General features: G+C 70.9%; 12 protein-coding genes. 5 read left to right on the top strand and 7 right to left on the bottom strand.

The window, feature by feature from the left end; genetic code table 11:
- Positions 1-198: 198 nt before the first annotated feature.
- Positions 199-1,200 (top strand): SPFH domain-containing protein, encoded by a 1,002-nt coding sequence (locus PV734_RS35155; protein WP_319096095.1) that lies wholly within the window; start codon positions 199-201, stop codon positions 1,198-1,200.
- Positions 1,197-2,096, top strand: coding sequence for a hypothetical protein (locus PV734_RS35160; protein WP_319096094.1), 900 nt, complete (start codon positions 1,197-1,199; stop codon positions 2,094-2,096). Before PV734_RS35155 ends, PV734_RS35160 begins: the two co-directional genes overlap by 4 nt.
- Before the next feature lie 187 nt (positions 2,097-2,283).
- Here PV734_RS35160 and PV734_RS35165 read toward each other — a convergent pair whose 3' ends face one another.
- A complete protein-coding gene (locus tag PV734_RS35165) occupies positions 2,284-4,863 on the bottom strand; it encodes a polynucleotide kinase-phosphatase (protein WP_319293492.1) in 2,580 nt (859 codons plus the stop codon).
- Positions 4,860-6,368, bottom strand: coding sequence for a 3' terminal RNA ribose 2'-O-methyltransferase Hen1 (locus PV734_RS35170; protein WP_319096092.1), 1,509 nt, complete (start codon positions 6,366-6,368; stop codon positions 4,860-4,862). Before PV734_RS35170 ends, PV734_RS35165 begins: the two co-directional genes overlap by 4 nt.
- A gap of 182 nt (positions 6,369-6,550) precedes the next feature.
- Here PV734_RS35170 and PV734_RS35175 point away from each other — a divergent pair, with 182 nt between their 5' ends.
- A complete protein-coding gene (locus PV734_RS35175) occupies positions 6,551-7,942 on the top strand; it encodes a M1 family metallopeptidase (protein WP_319293494.1) in 1,392 nt (463 codons plus the stop codon).
- Between the two features lie 145 nt (positions 7,943-8,087).
- On the opposite strand, the gene PV734_RS35180 is transcribed toward PV734_RS35175, so the two are convergent.
- Positions 8,088-9,011: an LLM class F420-dependent oxidoreductase gene (locus tag PV734_RS35180; RefSeq protein WP_319096090.1), complete on the bottom strand. Its 924-nt coding sequence runs from the start codon at positions 9,009-9,011 to the stop codon at positions 8,088-8,090.
- A gap of 271 nt (positions 9,012-9,282) precedes the next feature.
- Here PV734_RS35180 and PV734_RS35185 point away from each other — a divergent pair, with 271 nt between their 5' ends.
- On the top strand, positions 9,283-9,453 hold the full coding sequence (locus PV734_RS35185) for a hypothetical protein (protein ID WP_319293496.1): 171 nt from the start codon (positions 9,283-9,285) through the stop codon (positions 9,451-9,453).
- Positions 9,454-9,554: 101 nt separating this feature from the next.
- On the opposite strand, the gene PV734_RS35190 is transcribed toward PV734_RS35185, so the two are convergent.
- The 4 genes from PV734_RS35190 to PV734_RS35205 form a co-directional block, all read right to left on the bottom strand.
- Positions 9,555-10,028: a DUF6099 family protein gene (locus tag PV734_RS35190; RefSeq protein ID WP_319096088.1), complete on the bottom strand. Its 474-nt coding sequence runs from the start codon at positions 10,026-10,028 to the stop codon at positions 9,555-9,557.
- Positions 10,029-10,186: 158 nt separating this feature from the next.
- Positions 10,187-10,540, bottom strand: a complete 354-nt coding sequence (locus tag PV734_RS35195; protein ID WP_319096087.1) for a nucleotide pyrophosphohydrolase — start codon at positions 10,538-10,540, stop codon at positions 10,187-10,189.
- Complete coding sequence (locus tag PV734_RS35200) at positions 10,537-11,709, bottom strand: ATP-binding protein (RefSeq protein WP_319096086.1); 1,173 nt, start codon at positions 11,707-11,709, stop codon at positions 10,537-10,539. Before PV734_RS35200 ends, PV734_RS35195 begins: the two co-directional genes overlap by 4 nt.
- A gap of 92 nt (positions 11,710-11,801) precedes the next feature.
- Positions 11,802-12,191: a cell division protein SepF gene (locus PV734_RS35205; protein ID WP_319096085.1), complete on the bottom strand. Its 390-nt coding sequence runs from the start codon at positions 12,189-12,191 to the stop codon at positions 11,802-11,804.
- A 271-nt stretch (positions 12,192-12,462) separates the two neighbouring features.
- Here PV734_RS35205 and PV734_RS35210 point away from each other — a divergent pair, with 271 nt between their 5' ends.
- Entirely contained in the window at positions 12,463-16,617 is a 4,155-nt protein-coding gene (locus PV734_RS35210; protein ID WP_319293497.1) for a bifunctional nitrate reductase/sulfite reductase flavoprotein subunit alpha, read from the top strand.
- Positions 16,618-16,658: the final 41 nt, after the last annotated feature.

Consider the following 16,658-nt stretch of genomic DNA (forward strand, 5'->3'; position numbering starts at 1 on the left):
ACTCCATCCTGACCACTCGGCACCCCGTTCACCCGCTGGTCGGCGGTTTATGTGGCACAACACTCCTCACTCCGTCCCGCCATCTCGTCCCCTTGACGATAAGCGGGTGTACCGAATATCGTCCACATGACGACAAGGGATGCGGAAGGGCTTGCGAGCAACTGCTCCCGCACCGGACGAGGGATGGACGACAGACACATGGCCGACATCACCCGGCGCCTCGGCTGGCGCCATCTGCGCGGCACTCCCACCGCCCACATCCGCCATCACCGCTCCGGCCGACTGACACACGACGGTCCCGGACTCAGCTTCTGGTTCCGCGCCCTCACCGCCACCCTCTCCGAAGTCCCGGTCGACGACCGCGAGTTGGCGATGACCTTCCACGCCCGTACGTCCGACTTCCAGGACGTGACGGTCCAGGCGACCGTCACCTACCGCGTCAGCGACCCCGCCCTCGCGGCCACCCGCCTCGACTTCTCCGTCGACCCGGACACCGGCGTCTGGCGGAGCGCGCCCCTGGAGCAACTGGCGACGCTGCTGACGGAGACGGCCCAGCAGCACGCCCTGGACGTCCTGGCCCGTACGGCACTGTCGTCCGCGCTGGTCGACGGGGTGGCGTCGGTACGGGAACGGGTCGCGGCGGGACTGGCCGCCGAGCCGCGGCTGCCGGCCACGGGCATCGAGGTCGTGGCCGTACGGGTGGTGGCACTGCGGCCGGAGCCCGAGGTGGAGCGGGCGTTGCGGACACCCGCCCGCGAACAGATCCAGCAGGAGGCCGACCGGGCGACCTACGAACGCCGTGCGGTGGCCGTCGAACGCGAGCGGGCCATCGCCGAGAACGAACTGGCCAGCCAGATCGAACTCGCCCGAAGAGAGGAGCAGTTGGTCGACCAGCGCGGCACGAACGCCCGCCGGGAGGCCGAGGAGTACGCGGCGGCCGACGCGGTACGGGCCGAGGCGGAGGCGGCGCGGGTGGTACGCCTCGCGGAGGCTGAGGCCGAGAGCGTGCGCGGGGTGGGCGAGGCTCGGGCGCAGGCCCAGACCGCGTGGCTGCACGCCCACGCCGACGCGGACGTGACGATGCTGCACGCCCTGACGGGCACCCGGCTCGCCGAGAACCTGCCCCGGATCGACAGCCTGACGGTGTCACCGGACGTACTGACCGGCCTGCTCGCCAGGCTGGGAGGAACACAGCAGTGAGCCTCGCTCCACGGGCCGTTCTGGTCCATCGCACCACGGAGTACGAGGAGTTGGTGGCCCGGCACGGCACCCACGGCCAGGCCGCCTTCTTCCTGCGCTCCCGGGGACGGGACATCGAGGAGATCGCCGAACGCCACCACCGGGCCCGCCACTCCATGGCGGAGGTGACGGCGGCGATCCCCCTGACCTGGCGTCAGACCCGGGTCGAACGGACCGACCTGGACCGTTTCCTGTTCGCGCCCGAGGACGTGGTCGTGGTGGTCGGGCAGGACGGACTGGTGGCGAACGTCGCCAAGTACCTCAAGGGGCAGCCGGTCCTGGGCGTGGACACCGACCCCGGACGCAATCCCGGGGTGCTGGTCCGGCACCGGCCGGCGGACATGGCGGGTCTGCTGCCCGCGGTGCTCGCGCGGAACACCGCCGTCGACGAACTCACCATGGTCGAGGCGGTCGCCGACGACACACAGCGGCTGGTCGCCCTCAACGAGATCTATCTGGGGGCACCCGGCCACCAGACGGTCCGGTACCGCCTGGGCCTCGACGGCGACAGGGGTGCCGTCGAGGCCCAGGCATCGTCCGGGGTTCTGGTGGGCACGGGAACGGGGGCCAGCGGATGGCTCCGCTCGGTATGGCAGGAACGGGACAGCACGCTGCCCCTCCCCCGCCCCACCGACACCCGCCTCCTGTGGTTCGTGCGGGAGGCATGGCCTTCACCGGTCACCGGGACCTCACTGGTGGCGGGTGAGCTGGCGACGGGGTCGGGCCTCCGACTCACAGTGGAATCCGAGCAGTTGGTGGCGTTCGGGGACGGGATGGAGGGCGACGCGGTGCACCTCACCTGGGGCCAGACGGTCCGGGTGGGAGTATGCGAGGAGCGCCTGCGCCTGGTGAGCTGACCCCATCCCTGGGGGCTGCGCCCCCAGACCCCCTTGTCGCGCTGAACGCGCTCGTCCTCAAACGCCGGACGGGCTGGGTATTCAGCCCGTCCGGCGTTTGAGGACAAGGCCCGTTCAGGGCCGTAGCAGGGGTTCGGGGGCGCAGCCCCCGAGGATGGGACGGGTAGGGGCGGCGGGGGCGAAACCCCTACAGCCGCGGATCCACCGGCTCCGACTCCAACGCCAACACCCCGAACACAGCCTCATGCACCCGCCACAACGGCTCCCCCTCCGCCAGCCGATCCAACGCCTCCAACCCCAACGCGTACTCCCTGATCGCAAGCGACCGCTTGTGGTTCAGGAACCGCCCCCGCAGCCGCGCGAGATTCTCCGGCCGCGTGTACTCCGGCCCGTAGATGATCCGCAGATACTCACGCCCCCGGCACTTGATGCCGGGCTGCACCAGCCGCCCCTTGCCGTCGCGTACCACCCCGCCCAGCGGCTTGACGACCATGCCCTCGCCGCCCCGCCCGGTCATCTCCAGCCACCAGTCGACGCCCGCCCGCACCGACTCCGCGTCGGCCGTGTCGACGTACAGCCGACGAGTCGTCTGCAGCAGTCCCGTGGCGTCGTTCTCCACCAGCCGGTCCAGCAGGGCCAGTTGCTCGTCGTGCGGCAGACCCGCCAGGCTGCGCCCCTCCGTGGCCAGGACCTGGAAGGGCGCCAGCCGCACCCCGTCCAACCCCTCCGTCGGCCAGCAGTAACGCCGGTAGGCCGCCGTGAACGCCGCGGCGTCCGAAGCCCGTTCACGCTGGCGAGCGAGCAGGTCCCGCACGTCGGCACCCCGCGCGGCCGCACCCTCCAGCGCGGCCAGCGCCCCCGGGAACACCGCCCCGGAGGCGGCGCCGACCGCGGCGTACTGCGACCGCAGCAGCCCGGACGCCTTGAGCGACCACGGCATCAACTCGGCGTCCAGCAGCAGCCAGTCGGTGCCAAGCTCCTCCCACAGACCGGCTCCGTCCGCCGCCACCCGTACCCGGCCGAGGATCTCCTCGGTCACCTTCGGGTCGTCGACGAACGGCCGCCCGGTACGCGTGTACAGCGCCCCCGCGGGACCGTCCCCGTCGCCACCGCTGTCGACACCGAACCGCTTGCGAGCCACTTCGGCGTCGCGGCACACCAGTGCCACCGCCCGCGAACCCATGTGCTTCTCCTCGCACACGACCCGCTCGACCCCGTCCGCCCGGTACTGCTCGAACGCCTCCGCCGGGTGCTCCAGATAGCCCTCCACATGGGAGGTAGCCGTCGGGGCCATCGTCGGCGGCAGGTACGGCAGCAGACGCGGGTCCACCGCGAAGCGGCTCATGACCTCCAGGGCCGCCGCCGCGTTCTCCTCCCGGACGGTGATCCGGCCCGCGTGGCGCGTCTCCACCACCCGGCGGCCGTGGACGTCCGCCAGGTCCAGCGGCCGGCCGTCGTGCCCGCCCGGCGCCTCCGACCGCAGCGGTCTGACCGGCTCGTACCAGACCTGCTCGGCCGGTACGTCGACCAGTTCCCGCTCCGGCCAGCGCAGCGCGGTCAGCTTGCCGCCGAAGACGGCACCCGTGTCGAGGCAGATGGTGTTGTTCAGCCAGCTGGCCTCCGGAACCGGCGTGTGACCGTAGACGACCGCCGCCCGGCCCCGGTAGTCCTCCGCCCACGGATAGCGCACCGGCAGGCCGAACTCGTCGGTCTCCCCGGTCGTCTCGCCGTACAGGGCGTGCGAGCGCACCCGGCCCGACGTACGGCCGTGGTACTTCTCCGGCAGACCGGCGTGACAGACCACCAGCCGGCCGCCGTCCAGGACGTAGTGGCTGACGAGTCCGTCGATGAACTCCCTTACCTGCGAACGGAATTCGTCACTCTCTCCGTCCATCTGCTCGATGGTCTCGGCGAGCCCGTGGGTGTGCTGGACCTTGCGGCCCTTGAGGTGACGGCCGTACTTGTTCTCGTGGTTGCCGGGCACGCACAGCGCGTTGCCCGAGCCGACCATGGACATCACACGGCGCAGCACGCCCGGGCTGTCCGGGCCTCGGTCGACGAGGTCACCGACGAAGACGGCGGTACGGCCACCCGGGTGGACCCCGTCCTCGTAGCCCAAAGCGCCGAGCAGGGACTCCAGTTCGGACGCGCAGCCGTGGATGTCGCCGATGATGTCGAAGGGGCCGGTGAGGTGTGTCAGGTCGTTGAAGCGCTTCTCGGTGCGGACCTCGGCGCTCTCGATCTCCTCGACACCGCGCAGGACGTGCACCTTCCGGAACCCCTCGCGTTCCAAGTGGCGCAGGGAGCGGCGAAGCTCGCGGATGTGCCGGTGGATGACCCGGCGAGGCATGTCGGCCCGGTCGGTGCGGGAGGCGTTGCGTTCGGCGCACACGTCGTCGGGCACGTCGAGGACGACGGCGATGGGCAGGACGTCGTACTGCCGGGCCAGCTCGATAAGCTGCTTGCGGCTGCTCTCCTGCACGTTGGTCGCGTCGACGACGGTACGGCGGCCCGCCGCGAGTCGCTTGCCCGCGATGTAGTGCAGGACGTCGAAGGCGTCCTTGCTGGCACTCTGGTCGTTCTCGTCGTCGGCGACCAGACCTCGGCAGAAGTCCGAGGAGATGATCTCGGTCGGCTTGAAGTGCCGCCGGGCGAAAGTGGACTTGCCCGAGCCGGACGCCCCGATCAGGACCACGAGGGAGAGGTCGGTGACGGGCAGCACGCGCCCCTTGTTCTCGACACTCGCGGTGTTCTCAACGCTGCTCATGCTGCCTTCGCCTCCTTCTTCCCACTCGCGGACCTGGTCGCCGCACCGTCACCGGTCTCGTTCCTCATCGTGAACACGGCCATCTGGGTCGGCGGCCCGACCTCCGGGTCGTCCGGCCCGACAGGCACGAACTCCGCCTCGTACCCGTGCCGTTCGGCCACCTTCCGCGCCCAGGAGCGGAACTCCTCCCGCGTCCACTCGAAACGGTGGTCGCCGTGACGGCTGTGGCCGGCCGGGAGGGACTCCCAGCGGACGTTGTACTCGACGTTCGGCGTCGTCACGAGGACCGTGCGCGGGCGGGCGGCGCCGAACACGGCGTACTCCAGGGCCGGCAGCCGCGGCAGGTCGAGGTGCTCGACCACCTCGCACAGCACGGCGGCGTCGTACCCCTTGAGCCGCTTGTCGGTGTAGGCGAGCGAACCCTGGAGCAGCTTGACGCGCGACGCCTGCCGCTCCCCCATCCGGTCCAGCTTCAGCCGCCGCGAGGCGATGGTGAGCGCGCGCATCGACACGTCCACCCCGACGATGTCGGTGAACGCCGGGTCCTTGAGCAGCGCCTGCACCAACTGGCCCTGCCCACAACCGAGATCGAGCACCCGGGCGGCCCCGGACGCCTTCAGCGCCGCGATGATCGCGTCCCGGCGCCGCACGCCGAGCGACATCGGCTTCTCCTCCGGCTCCGTCTCCGTCTCGTCCTCGACGGCGTTGTCGATCTCCTCGACCTCGCTGTCGTCGGACTCGGCCAGCCGGACCAGTTCCAGTCGCTCCATCGCCTGCCGGGTCAGCGACCAACGCCGGGACAGATAGCGGCTGGTGATCAGCTTCTGCTCCGGGTGCGCGGGCAGCCAGCCCTCGCCGGCCCGCAGCAGTTTGTCGACCTCGTCGGGTGCCACCCAGTAGTGCTTGGCGTCGTCGAGTACCGGCAGCAGGACGTACAGGTGACGCAGCGCCTCGGCCAGGGTCAGCGTGTCCGACTCCAGGCGCAGCCGTACGTAACGCGAGTCGCCCCACTCCGGGAACTCCGTGTCCAGCGGGACCGGTTCGGCCGTCACCGTCCAGCCGAGCGGCTCGAAGAGGTTCCGTACGAGGTCCGCGCCGCCCCGAGCCGGGAGCGCGGGCACCTCGATGCTCAACGGACGCACCTCGCCCGGGAGTTCGGGCTTCGCCCGGCACTGGCCCTTCATGGCGCTGCTGAACACCGCGCTGAGCGCGACCGCGAGCAGCGAAGAGGCCGCGTACGGACGGTCGTTGACGTACTGCGCGAGAGCCGCGTCGGGTGCGCCACCGCGCCCCTTGCCCTTGCCGCGCCGGACCAGCGCGACCGCGTCGACCTCCAGCAGCAGCGCCGCCGTGCAGCGCTCGTCGGACGCCTCGGGGTAGAGGACGTGCGCGGTGCCGAAGGAGGTGGAGAACGTCTGCGCGTTGTCGGGATGCTTGTGCAGCAGGTAGCCGAGGTCGGTCGCGGGGCGTTCGGGGGTGCCGGTGGTGCTGATCGTCAGGAACACGGTGGCCAGGCCTCAGAGAAGGGTTTGAACTGGGAATACTTGCTGTGCGTCAACGTACAGCGAACCCACCCGGCGCACTCGGGCATTTTCCCGCCGCAGCGGCTCCGGAGAAGCGGAGCCGACCTCCTCTCTTCTCGCAGGCGGGGGTCAGGTGTCGGAACCCTGTGACAAGATCCGCTGCCATGTCGTCGCTGCCCGCGTGGTCTTCGAGAACCGGTCCCCGTCTGCTCGCCGTCCTGCTCACCCTGCTGGTGACAGCTGCCTCGACCCTGGCCGGCGCGGTCACGGCCGGGGCGGTCGCACCCGGGGCCGCGGCGACACCCGACCGTCCGCGCTACGACGTGAGTCTGCGCGGCGACACCGACGGCTCCCACTGGACGGGGCGCCAACGAGTGTCGTTCCGCAACGCCTCCGATCGCCCGCTGCGTGAGGTGTACGTGCGTCTGTGGGGCAACGGCGACGACGGATGCGGCGCGGCCGGCAGGCCGTCCCCCGTCAGGGTGTCCAAGGTGCGCGGCGGCACTCCGGACCGCCTCACCGTGAACTGCACTGCGCTGCGCGTCACCCTGCCGAAGCCGCTCGCACACGGCGGGCGGACGACCGTCGCCTTCGACGTGTCCATCACCGTGCCCGGACGGAACGGCCGCTTCGGCCGCGAGGGCGCGTTCCGCTTCCTGGGCAACGCGCTGCCGGTCCTGGCCGTGCACGACGCGAAGGGGTGGCACCTCGATCCGTATGTGGCGACCGGCGAGAGCTTCTACACCCTGGCGAGCGACTTCCGGGTGCGTCTGGACCACCCGTCGGCCCTCAAGGTCCCTGCGACCGGCCGTACTTGGACCCGCCCCGGAAAGCCCGGCCGCACGGTCACCCGCAGTGTCGCCGCTCGGGTACGGGACTTCGCGTGGGCGGCCGGCCCGTTCCGCACCGCGACCGAGATCTCGCCCGGGGGTGTGCGCGTGAAGTCGTACTGGTCCCCCGACACGCCCGCCGCGGGCGTCCGCCTCACCCGCCAGGACGGCGTCGCCGCCGTCGACCGGTTCGGCAGGGAGTTCGGCAGGTATCCGTACGGCGAGATCGACCTCGTGATGACCAGCGGGTTCGGCGGTGGCATGGAGTACCCCGGACTGGTCCTCCTCGGCACCACCGAAGAGGGCGGCGCCGTCGTCCACGAAGTGGCCCACCAGTGGTGGTACGGCATCGTGGGCAACGACGAGTACGCCTCGCCCTGGCTGGACGAGAGTTTCGCCCAGTACGCCAACGCGCGCTTCTACGGCTGGGACACCGTCGGCTGCTGGTCGCAGGACGACTGGCCGAACGACAGCGCCGCGCTCACCAACTCGATGGCCTACTGGTCCACCCACCGCGGCGAGTTCCACCTCGTGTACACGGCCGGCTCCTGCGCCCTGGCGGATCTGGAGCGCGCCCTCGGTTCCGACACCATGGCACGACTCCTCAAGCGCTACGCCCACGACCACTGGTACGGCGTCTCCACCACCGCCGACTTCAAGAAGGCCGCCCAGGCGGCGACGACCAGGAACCTGGGCCCCTTCTGGAAGCAGCACCGCATCCGCTGAAGCCCCCGCGCCGGGGCGGTCACGCGGCCGGGAGCGGCTCGGTGACCCGTGTCCTGTGCGTCGTACCCCGTTCGCGACCGGAAGGGCAGGTCTCGACGGCGTACGCACAGGACACACACCGGCCGCACACCGACCATGTGCCGGGTTACGACAGCTGGGACTGAACCTGCGAGGAGATCAGTTCCAGGTGGTCCAGGTCGTCGAGGTCGAGGATCTGGAGGTACATCCGCCGGGAGCCGACCTCCGCGTACCGGCCGATCTTCTCCACGACCTCGGCCGGGGATCCCGCCAGTCCGTTGGCCTTCAGTTCGTCGACCTCGCGGCCGATCGAGGCGGCGCGACGGGCCACTTCCTGGTCGTCCCTGCCGACGCAGACCACGAGCGCGTTCGAGTACGTCAGTTCGTCGTCCTTGCGGCCCGCCTCCTCGGCCGCCGCACGCACCCGGCCGAACTGGCGCTCCGCGTCCTCGACCGACCCGAAGGGCAGGTTGAACTCGTCGGCGTACCGCGCGGTCAGCCGCGGGGTACGGACCGCGCCGTGGCCGCCGATGAGCACGGGGATCCTGGCCTGCACGGGCTTGGGGAGGGCCGGGGAGTCGGTGAGGTCGTAGTGCGTGCCGTGGTGGCTGAACGTTTCGCCGGCCTTGGTCCCCCACAGGCCGGTCACGATCGCCAGCTGCTCTTCGAGGCGGGCGAACTTCTCCTGCGGGAACGGGATGCCGTACGCCTTGTGCTCCTCCTCGAACCAGCCCGCGCCCAGGCCGAGTTCGACCCGTCCGCCGGACATCTGGTCGACCTGCGCGACCTGGATGGCGAGGACGCCGGGGAGCCGGAAGGTGGCGGCCGTCATCAGGGTGCCGAGGCGTATGCGCTTGGTCTCGCGGGCGAGTCCGGCGAGGGTTATCCAGGCGTCGGTGGGGCCGGGCAGGCCGTCCCCGTCGCCCATGCGGAGGTAGTGGTCCGAGCGGAAGAACGCGTCGAAGCCGAGGTCCTCGGTGGCCTTCGCCACGGTGAGCAGGGTGTCGTAGGTGGCGCCTTGCTGGGGTTCGGTGAAGATACGAAGATCCATGGCCCCCATCCTGCACGGTCGAACACCGGTCAACCCCACCGGTGTCCCCTGCCCCACGCCTCCCCAGTCGGGTGAAAAAGCGTCAACCGCGTGTGAGGTGCGGGGCTGTGCCAGTGACCCCCCACAGCGATGATCGTTGGCTCGGTCGGTGCCGGCCCGACCGGCGCCCGCGCCGGCACCGACCGGCCGGCGAGTTCGATTGCCGGCCCGCTCGCTCCGGGGCGCACCCGCGTCGGCCCCTTCGGGGGCCAGGGGCCGAGGAGGCCGTCCATTGTCCGAAGAAGTCGTGCCGCAGCAGGCGGGGCCCACACAGCCGAAGGGGCTGCTGCAGCAGATGGAGGAGCTGATGGCCGCACTGAACGCGGATCTGTCGGCGCTCGACGAGGATTTCCAGTCGGCGGGGGTGTCGTCGTCGTCCGTCGAGGAGACTGAGGCGGGCTGAGGTCGCCGAGATCACCGGGGCCGAGCCTCAAGGCTCGGCCCGCGTCCATCGGCCGCGCACCCGATGACAGCTGATTTCCGCTGATGACCGCCGGTGAATCGCTAGCCCGCGACCCGTTCCGCTCCGCCCGCCGCCTCCCTGGCCGCCAGTTTGCGGAGCATCTCCAGGACCCGGTCGCGGGACTCGTCCGCCGCGTCGATCGACTCCATGCACTGCCAGTACGTCGTCTCGTCGGCCGCCGCGCTGGCGATACCGACCAGGGCTATGCCGGCCTCGCCGAGGAGGTTGCCGAGGCAGACGAGGGCCTGGCGGGCGTCACCCAGCTCGGTGAGCTGGGCCGCGCGTAAGGCGCCGACGGCAAGCCGCGGTTCGTCCAGTACACCGCAGCCTCGGCCCGCCAGTTCGGTCAACCCCAGTGCCTCGCCCCGCAGTTCGGGTGGTCCGGTGACTGCGAGGCGGCTGCCTATCGCCTGCGCGAGGGCCTGCGCCTGCCACACCTCCGCCAGGGTCCGGGACACGCCTTCGCTGATCGCGAGGGCATGTCTGCTCGTCAGAATGAGCTGCACCGCGTCCATGCGCTGCCCCCGTCTGTTCCGACGCGCTGTCCGCACGTCCGCCCAAGCCACACTGTCCACTACCCAGAGTGAAGTGCTGTGGGGCGAAAAGCCAGAGGAAGGCGGAAATCTGCGGACAACAAAAGGGGAACGGATCGCAATCCGACTCCGGAGCGTAACTATTCCGCTTTGGGGAACCTCTGCTCGTTGCGGTCGATCTTCGCGTCGAGGGCGGCCAGCGCGTCGATCCCGAGCACCTCGCACAGTTGGAGCAGATACGCGAGCACGTCGGCGACCTCGTCGGTCACCCGGTGGGCGGTGTCCGGGTCGTCCATCACCCGCGCCGACTCCTCGGGCGTCAACCACTGGAAGATCTCGACCAGTTCGGACGCCTCCACGCTGAGCGCGACGGCGAGGTTCTTCGGGGTGTGGAACGGCTGCCAGTTCCGTGCCGCCGCGAAGTCGGCCAGCCTGCGCTGGAGTTTCGCCACGTCCAACTGGTGGGGGGCCTCGGTGTGTTCCTGGTCTGTCACGGCTTCAGGTGTACCACCGTCACCCCCGGCACCCCCTCCGCCCAGGACGCGTCGCTCACCGCACCGAGGAGGCGGATATGTCCGCGGTCGCACATCCGGGCGGCCAGGCGCAGGAGTTGCTCACGCTGCCGGACGTCGAGGGCCCGGTCGAAACCGTCGGCCAGGACCGTGAGCGTCTGGAGGGCGTCGGGCACCTCGCCGGGCCGGTCGACGGCCAGTACGCCGGGGCCGGTCAGCAGGACCAGCGCCAGACCCGTGTACCTCAACTCGCCGTCGCCCAGCCTGCCGAAGCGGGTGAGCAGTCCGTCGCCCCGGTCGAGCACGGCCCGGACGCGGCCGTCGGCGACCTCGTCGGCGCGTACGTCGCTGACCGGGCCCGCGCAGCCGTCGCGGACGGCGGCGACCAACAGGCCGTGCCGGATGGTGCATTCGGACCGGGTGCGCCGCAGGACCTCGGCCAGGTTGCCGCAGCCCGGCAGGAGCCGCCCGCTGTCCACGGGGACCGCCGCGCGCATCTGGTCGGGCCGGGGATCACAGGCGAAGACGGAGCGCAGGGCGACGACCATCTGCTCGGCGGCGGCGATGACCTGGCGCTGTCCGTCCGTCTTCCCGGCCACCCGCAGCGGCAGCAGGGCCGTGCCGAGCCGGTCGTCCGGCATCGGGGCGCGGGTGACCGAGGCCGAACCGGCGGTGTGCCAGGCGGCCTGGACGGTGCGCCGGCCGGGATCGCGCAGTGCCGTCTCCAGCAGGACCACTCCGCCGGCGCTCAACCGCTCGCCCACGATGCGCAGTTCGGGCTCGGCCTGGACGGCGACGTCGAGCCGTACGGGACCCTCGGGACCGTCCGCCGTACAGCCGATACGGAAGCCGCGTCGGCTCTGGGCGTCGGGGCGGGCGCGTTCCGGTACGCAGGCGGCCGGGTCCCGGAACGCCTCCCCGACTGCGGCGCCGGAGCCGAGCCGGGCCAGCGACTCGTACGCCCTGAGCGCTGTCGACTTGCCGCCGCCGCTCGGACCGGCGAGGAGGGTGAGCCGCCCGAGCGGGAACCTGGCCTGCCGGTGCCCCGCGTAGGCGGCCAGCCTCAGTTCGGTGACGCTCGGCCGGTCGGGAGGAGCCGCCCGCTGTTCCTCGATGGCAGGGGAGGGCGGTAAGTCCAGCGGGAGGGTCATATCCGGACCGTAGGCCTCCGCCTGTGAGGCGAACCGTTTTGTCCGCCGCACCTTCCTACGAACGGGGGACGGATCTCGCCGCACTGCCGGTCTCAGTGCCCCGGGATGCCCGCTCCTCCCATGAGTCCGCCGACCTCGGTCCCGGGCGGGGTGAGAAGGAACACGTTCCGGTCGACCCGGTGCATCCCGCTCGCCAGGCCGAAGACGACGCCCGTGCTGAAATCGAGGACCCGCTTGGCGGTGTCCGCCTCGGCGCCCGTCAGATCGAGGAGCACCGGTATGCCCGCCATCAGCGTCTCGGCGACCTCTCGCGCGTCCGCGAAGACATTGACGCGCAGGACGACGAAACGCCGCCTGGCCTCGGTCTGCGCCTCGGGCATCGCCCGGTGGCCCACCGCGGACGGCCAGGCGTCCCGGCCTCTCAGCGGTACTACCTGGGCGAGCCCCTCCCACTGTTCGTCGGTGACATCGTGGTGGTTCATCGACCCACTCCGCCCTGGCTCGCACTGACTGTCTGCATCAGCCAATTCTTACTCATGGTCACCCGATCGGCCCAATACGACACGCTCAGCGACCCCCTGTGTGAGAAAAATCCGAACACCTATCCGTACCTCACAGCACTGACACTCTGGCTGTGCAGCGGGCGTAACCGCTCATGATCGGATCACGTGACATCGACGTAACGGGCAATTCGTACGCTCACGAGCAGCGGGCCCGGCATGAAGAACGACGGAAGACGGAGAAAGGCAGCACGTGACCACTACCCCCACGACCACGCAGGTGCGAACGGTGTGCTCGTACTGCGGGGTGGGCTGCGGAATCGTGCTGGACATCGGGCTCGGACCCGACGGGCGGCGTACGGTCTTCAAGGCGTCCGGGGACAAGGCGCACCCAGCGAACGCGGGGCGGCTGTGCACCAAGGGCGCGACCACCGCCGACATGCTCAGTGCGCCCGGCCGGCTGACCACCGCGCTGGTCAGGGACGGCTTCGACGACCGGGGCGAGGAACTGGTGCCGGCGCCCGTCGCGGACGCGATCGCGGAGACCGCTCGGCGGCTGCGGGCCATCGTCGACGAGCACGGTCCGGACGCCGTCGCTTTCTATGTCTCCGGGCAGATGGGCCTTGAGGCCCAGTACCTGGCGAACAAGCTTGCCAAGGGGTTCGTGGGCACGAACCAGATCGAGTCCAACTCCCGGCTGTGCATGGCCAGCGCGGGCACCGGCTACAAGCTGTCGCTGGGAGCCGACGGGCCGCCCGGCTCGTACGACGACTTCGACCACGCCGACGCCTTCCTCGTCATCGGGTCGAACATGGCCGACTGCCATCCGATCCTGTATCTGCGGATGATGGAGCGGGTCAAGGCGGGGGCGAAGCTCATCGTCGTCGACCCCCGGCGTACCGCCACCGCCGCCAAGGCCGAACTGTTCCTGCAGATCAAACCCGGGACCGATCTGGCGTTCCTCAACGGTCTCCTCCATCTGCTGCACGCCGACGGGTACACCGACCAGGAGTTCATCGCCGCCCACACCGAGGGCTGGGAGGAGATGCCGGCCTTCCTCGCGGACTACGCACCGGACGCCGTCTCCGCGATCACCGGGATCCCCGAGGACGACATCCGGGCGGCGGCGCGGATCATCGGGGACGCCGGTGAGTGGATGAGCTGCTGGACCATGGGGCTCAACCAGTCCACGCACGGCACCTGGAACACGAACGCGCTGGTCAACCTGCATCTCGCCACCGGCGCGATCTGCCGCCCCGGCAGCGGGCCCTTCTCCCTGACCGGGCAGCCCAACGCGATGGGCGGCCGGGAGATGGGGTACATGGGGCCGGGGCTTCCCGGCCAGCGGTCCGTGCTGGTGGACGAGGAGCGGGCGTTCGTCGAGGACCTGTGGGAGCTGCCGGCCGGCACGCTCCGCAAGGACGGCGCCGGCCACGGCACGATCGAGATGTTCCGGCGGATGGCCGAGGGCCGGATAAAGGCCTGCTGGATCATCTGCACCAACCCGGTCGCCTCGGTCGCCAACCGCCGTACGGTCATCGAGGGCCTGGAGGCCGCCGAGTTCGTCGTCACCCAGGACGTCTTCGCCGAGACCGAGACCAACGCGTACGCCGACATCGTCCTGCCCGGCGCGATGTGGACCGAGGCGGAGGGCGTCCTCGTCAACAGCGAGCGCAACCTCACCCTCGCCCGGGCCGCCGTCGACCCGCCCGGCGACGCCATGGCCGACTGGCGGATCATCGCGGAAGTCGCCCGCGCGATGGGGTTCGACGGGTTCGCGTACGAGAGTGCGGAGGACGTCTTCGAGGAGCTCAAGCGGGCGTGGAACCCGAAGACCGGGTGGGACCTTCGCGGGGTCACCTACGAGCGGCTGCGGGAGACTCCCGTGCAGTGGCCGGCCGCCTCGGTGGACGGGCCCGCGCGCAATCCCATCCGGTACGTCGAGAAGGCGGGCGAGGGTGAAGGCGGGGGGCCGCGGTTCGCCACGGCCAGTGGGCGTGGCGTCTTCTACGCCCGGCCGCAGCTGCCCGCCGCCGAACTGCCCGACGACGACTTCCCGTTCGTCCTCAACACCGGACGCGTGCAGCACCAGTGGCACACGCTGACGAAGACGGGGAAGGTCGCCAAGCTCAACAAGCTGAACTCCGGGCCGTTCGTGGAGGTCCACCCCGAGGACGCCCGGGAGTTGGGGGTCGTGGACGGCGACTCGGTCGAGGTCGCCTCGCGGCGCGGGCGGGCCGTGCTGCCGGCCGTTGTCACGGACCGGGTGCGCAGGGGTTGCGTCTTCGCGCCCTTCCACTGGAACGACCTCTTCGGGGAGTACCTCAGCATCAACGCGGTGACGAGCGACGCGGTCGATCCGCTGTCCCTGCAGCCGGAGTTCAAGATGTGCGCGGTGTCCCTGGTGAAGGTGCACCGGCCCGAGGCCCAGCTGGAACCCCCTGCGACGCCCGAGCCCGTGCGCCCTCAAGTCCCACTGTCCGTACCGGAGTTCGCGTTCACTCCCGCTCCCCCGCCCGTCCTCAGCGCGCAGGAGCGTCAGTACCTCTCGGGTTTCCTCGCCGGGCTGCCCACCGGTGCCGCGGGGATTCCCGTGCTGCCCGCCTCCGCTCCGTTCGGCGCCGAGCACGCCGACTGGGTGAACGGGATGCTCGCCGGGATGTACTCCAGGACCGTGGAGGCTCCGCCGCGGGAACGGGTCGGTGTCGGGGTCCAGGTCGACGGGCGCGAGGTCGTCGTGCTGTGGGCCTCGCAGACGGGCAACGCCGAGGAACTCGCCGGCGCGACCGCCGAGCGGCTGAACGCCGGCGGGCACCGGGCGAGGCTCGTCGGTATGGACGAGGCCGATGTGAGCGCCCTCGCGCGCAGTGCCGATCTCCTCTTCATCACCAGCACCTTCGGCGACGGCGACGCCCCGGACAACGGCTCCGGCTTCTGGGACACGCTCTCCGGGGAGCAGGCACCGCGGCTGGACGGCGTGCGGTACGCCGTCCTCGCGCTGGGCGACTCCTCGTACGACGACTTCTGCGGGCACGGGCGCCGACTGGACGCGCGGCTCGACGAGTTGGGGGCGGTGCGGATCACCCCGCGCACCGACTGCGAGCCCGACTTCGAGCCGTCGGCGGACGCGTGGCTCGACCAGGTGATCGACGTGCTCGGCACGAAGGACGCGCAGGACGCGACTGACGGGAAGGGCTCGGCCGGCGGGCAGAAGCAGCAGCCGGCCGGTGCGGCCCCCCAACCCTCCTCCCCCGCTTCCGCCCCCGGTCCCGCTCCCGCCGTCCGGCCCGCCAAGCCCGCCCCCTCCCCCGCCCGGCTCGTCGGCAACCGGCTGCTCAGCCTGCCCGGCGCGACCAAGGAGGTGCGCCGGTTCACCTTCGACACCAGCGGTACGGCACTGACGTACGAAGCGGGTGACGCGCTCGGGGTACGGCCCGTCAACTCCACTGCCCTGGTGGAGGAATGGCTCGCCGTGACCGGCCTGGACGCGTCAACCGGCGTGGAGGTCGAGGGAGTCGGCGCGTTCTCGCTCTCCGAGGCGTTGCATCGGCAGCTCGACATCACCCGGATCACCCCCGACCTGCTGCGCTTCGTCTCCGAACGGGCCCGGGACAACCGTGAGTTGAAAAAGCTGATGCGATCCGACAACAAGGACGGCCTGGCCCGCTGGTCCTGGGGACGCCAAGCCGTCGACGTGGTCGCCGAGTACGGGGTGCGGGCGTCCGCGCAGGAGTGGGTGAAGGTGCTGCGCCGGCTGCAGCCCCGTCTGTACTCCATATCGTCGAGCCCGCTCGTCGACCCGGCGCGGGTGTCGCTGACGGTGTCCGTGGTGCGGTACGAGAACCTGCACGGCCGGCCGCGCGGCGGAGTCTGCTCGCCCTTCCTGGCCGACGCCGGGCCGGACACGGCGGTCCCCGTCTTCGTCCAGCGCGCGCCGCACTTCAGGCCCCCCGCGGACGCCTCGACGCCGATGGTGATGGTCGGGCCGGGGACCGGGGTGGCGCCGTTCGTGGGGTTCCTCCAGGAACGGCGGGCGCTCGGGCACACGGCGCCGAACTGGCTGTTCTTCGGCGAGCAGCACCGTGCCACCGACTTCTACTACGAGGACGAGCTGGCCGGTCTGGTGACGGAGGGCACGCTGACCCGCCTGGACACCGCGTTCTCCCGCGACCAGCGCAACAAGGTCTACGTCCAGGACCGGATGCGCGAGCACGGGCCCGAGCTGTGGCACTGGCTCCAGGAGGGCGCCCACTTCTACGTCTGCGGCGACGCCTCACGCATGGCGAAGGACGTGGACCGGGCGCTGCGGGACGTCGCGGTGGCGCACGGCGGTCTGAGCGAGGAGGAGGCGGGTGCGTACGTGAAGCAGCTGACGGCGGCGAAGCGCTACGTGCGCGACGTGTACTGACCGAACGACCCGAGGCCACCCGAATCATCGCAAAAAGCTAC

The organism is Streptomyces sp. AK08-02, assembly GCF_033795085.1.
Lineage (GTDB): Bacteria > Actinomycetota > Actinomycetes > Streptomycetales > Streptomycetaceae > Streptomyces > Streptomyces echiniscabiei.

Excerpts from the sequence above, each read along its gene's own strand:
- PV734_RS35175 (WP_319293494.1), top strand. The coding sequence starts at position 6,551 with ATGTCGTCGCTGCCCGCGTGGTCTTCGAGAACCGGTCCCCGTCTGCTC.
- PV734_RS35190 (WP_319096088.1), bottom strand. The coding sequence starts at position 10,028 with ATGGACGCGGTGCAGCTCATTCTGACGAGCAGACATGCCCTCGCGATC.
- PV734_RS35165 (WP_319293492.1), bottom strand. The coding sequence starts at position 4,863 with ATGAGCAGCGTTGAGAACACCGCGAGTGTCGAGAACAAGGGGCGCGTG.
- PV734_RS35155 (WP_319096095.1), top strand. The coding sequence starts at position 199 with ATGGCCGACATCACCCGGCGCCTCGGCTGGCGCCATCTGCGCGGCACT.
- PV734_RS35200 (WP_319096086.1), bottom strand. The coding sequence starts at position 11,709 with ATGACCCTCCCGCTGGACTTACCGCCCTCCCCTGCCATCGAGGAACAG.
- PV734_RS35180 (WP_319096090.1), bottom strand. The coding sequence starts at position 9,011 with ATGGATCTTCGTATCTTCACCGAACCCCAGCAAGGCGCCACCTACGAC.
- PV734_RS35205 (WP_319096085.1), bottom strand. The coding sequence starts at position 12,191 with ATGAACCACCACGATGTCACCGACGAACAGTGGGAGGGGCTCGCCCAG.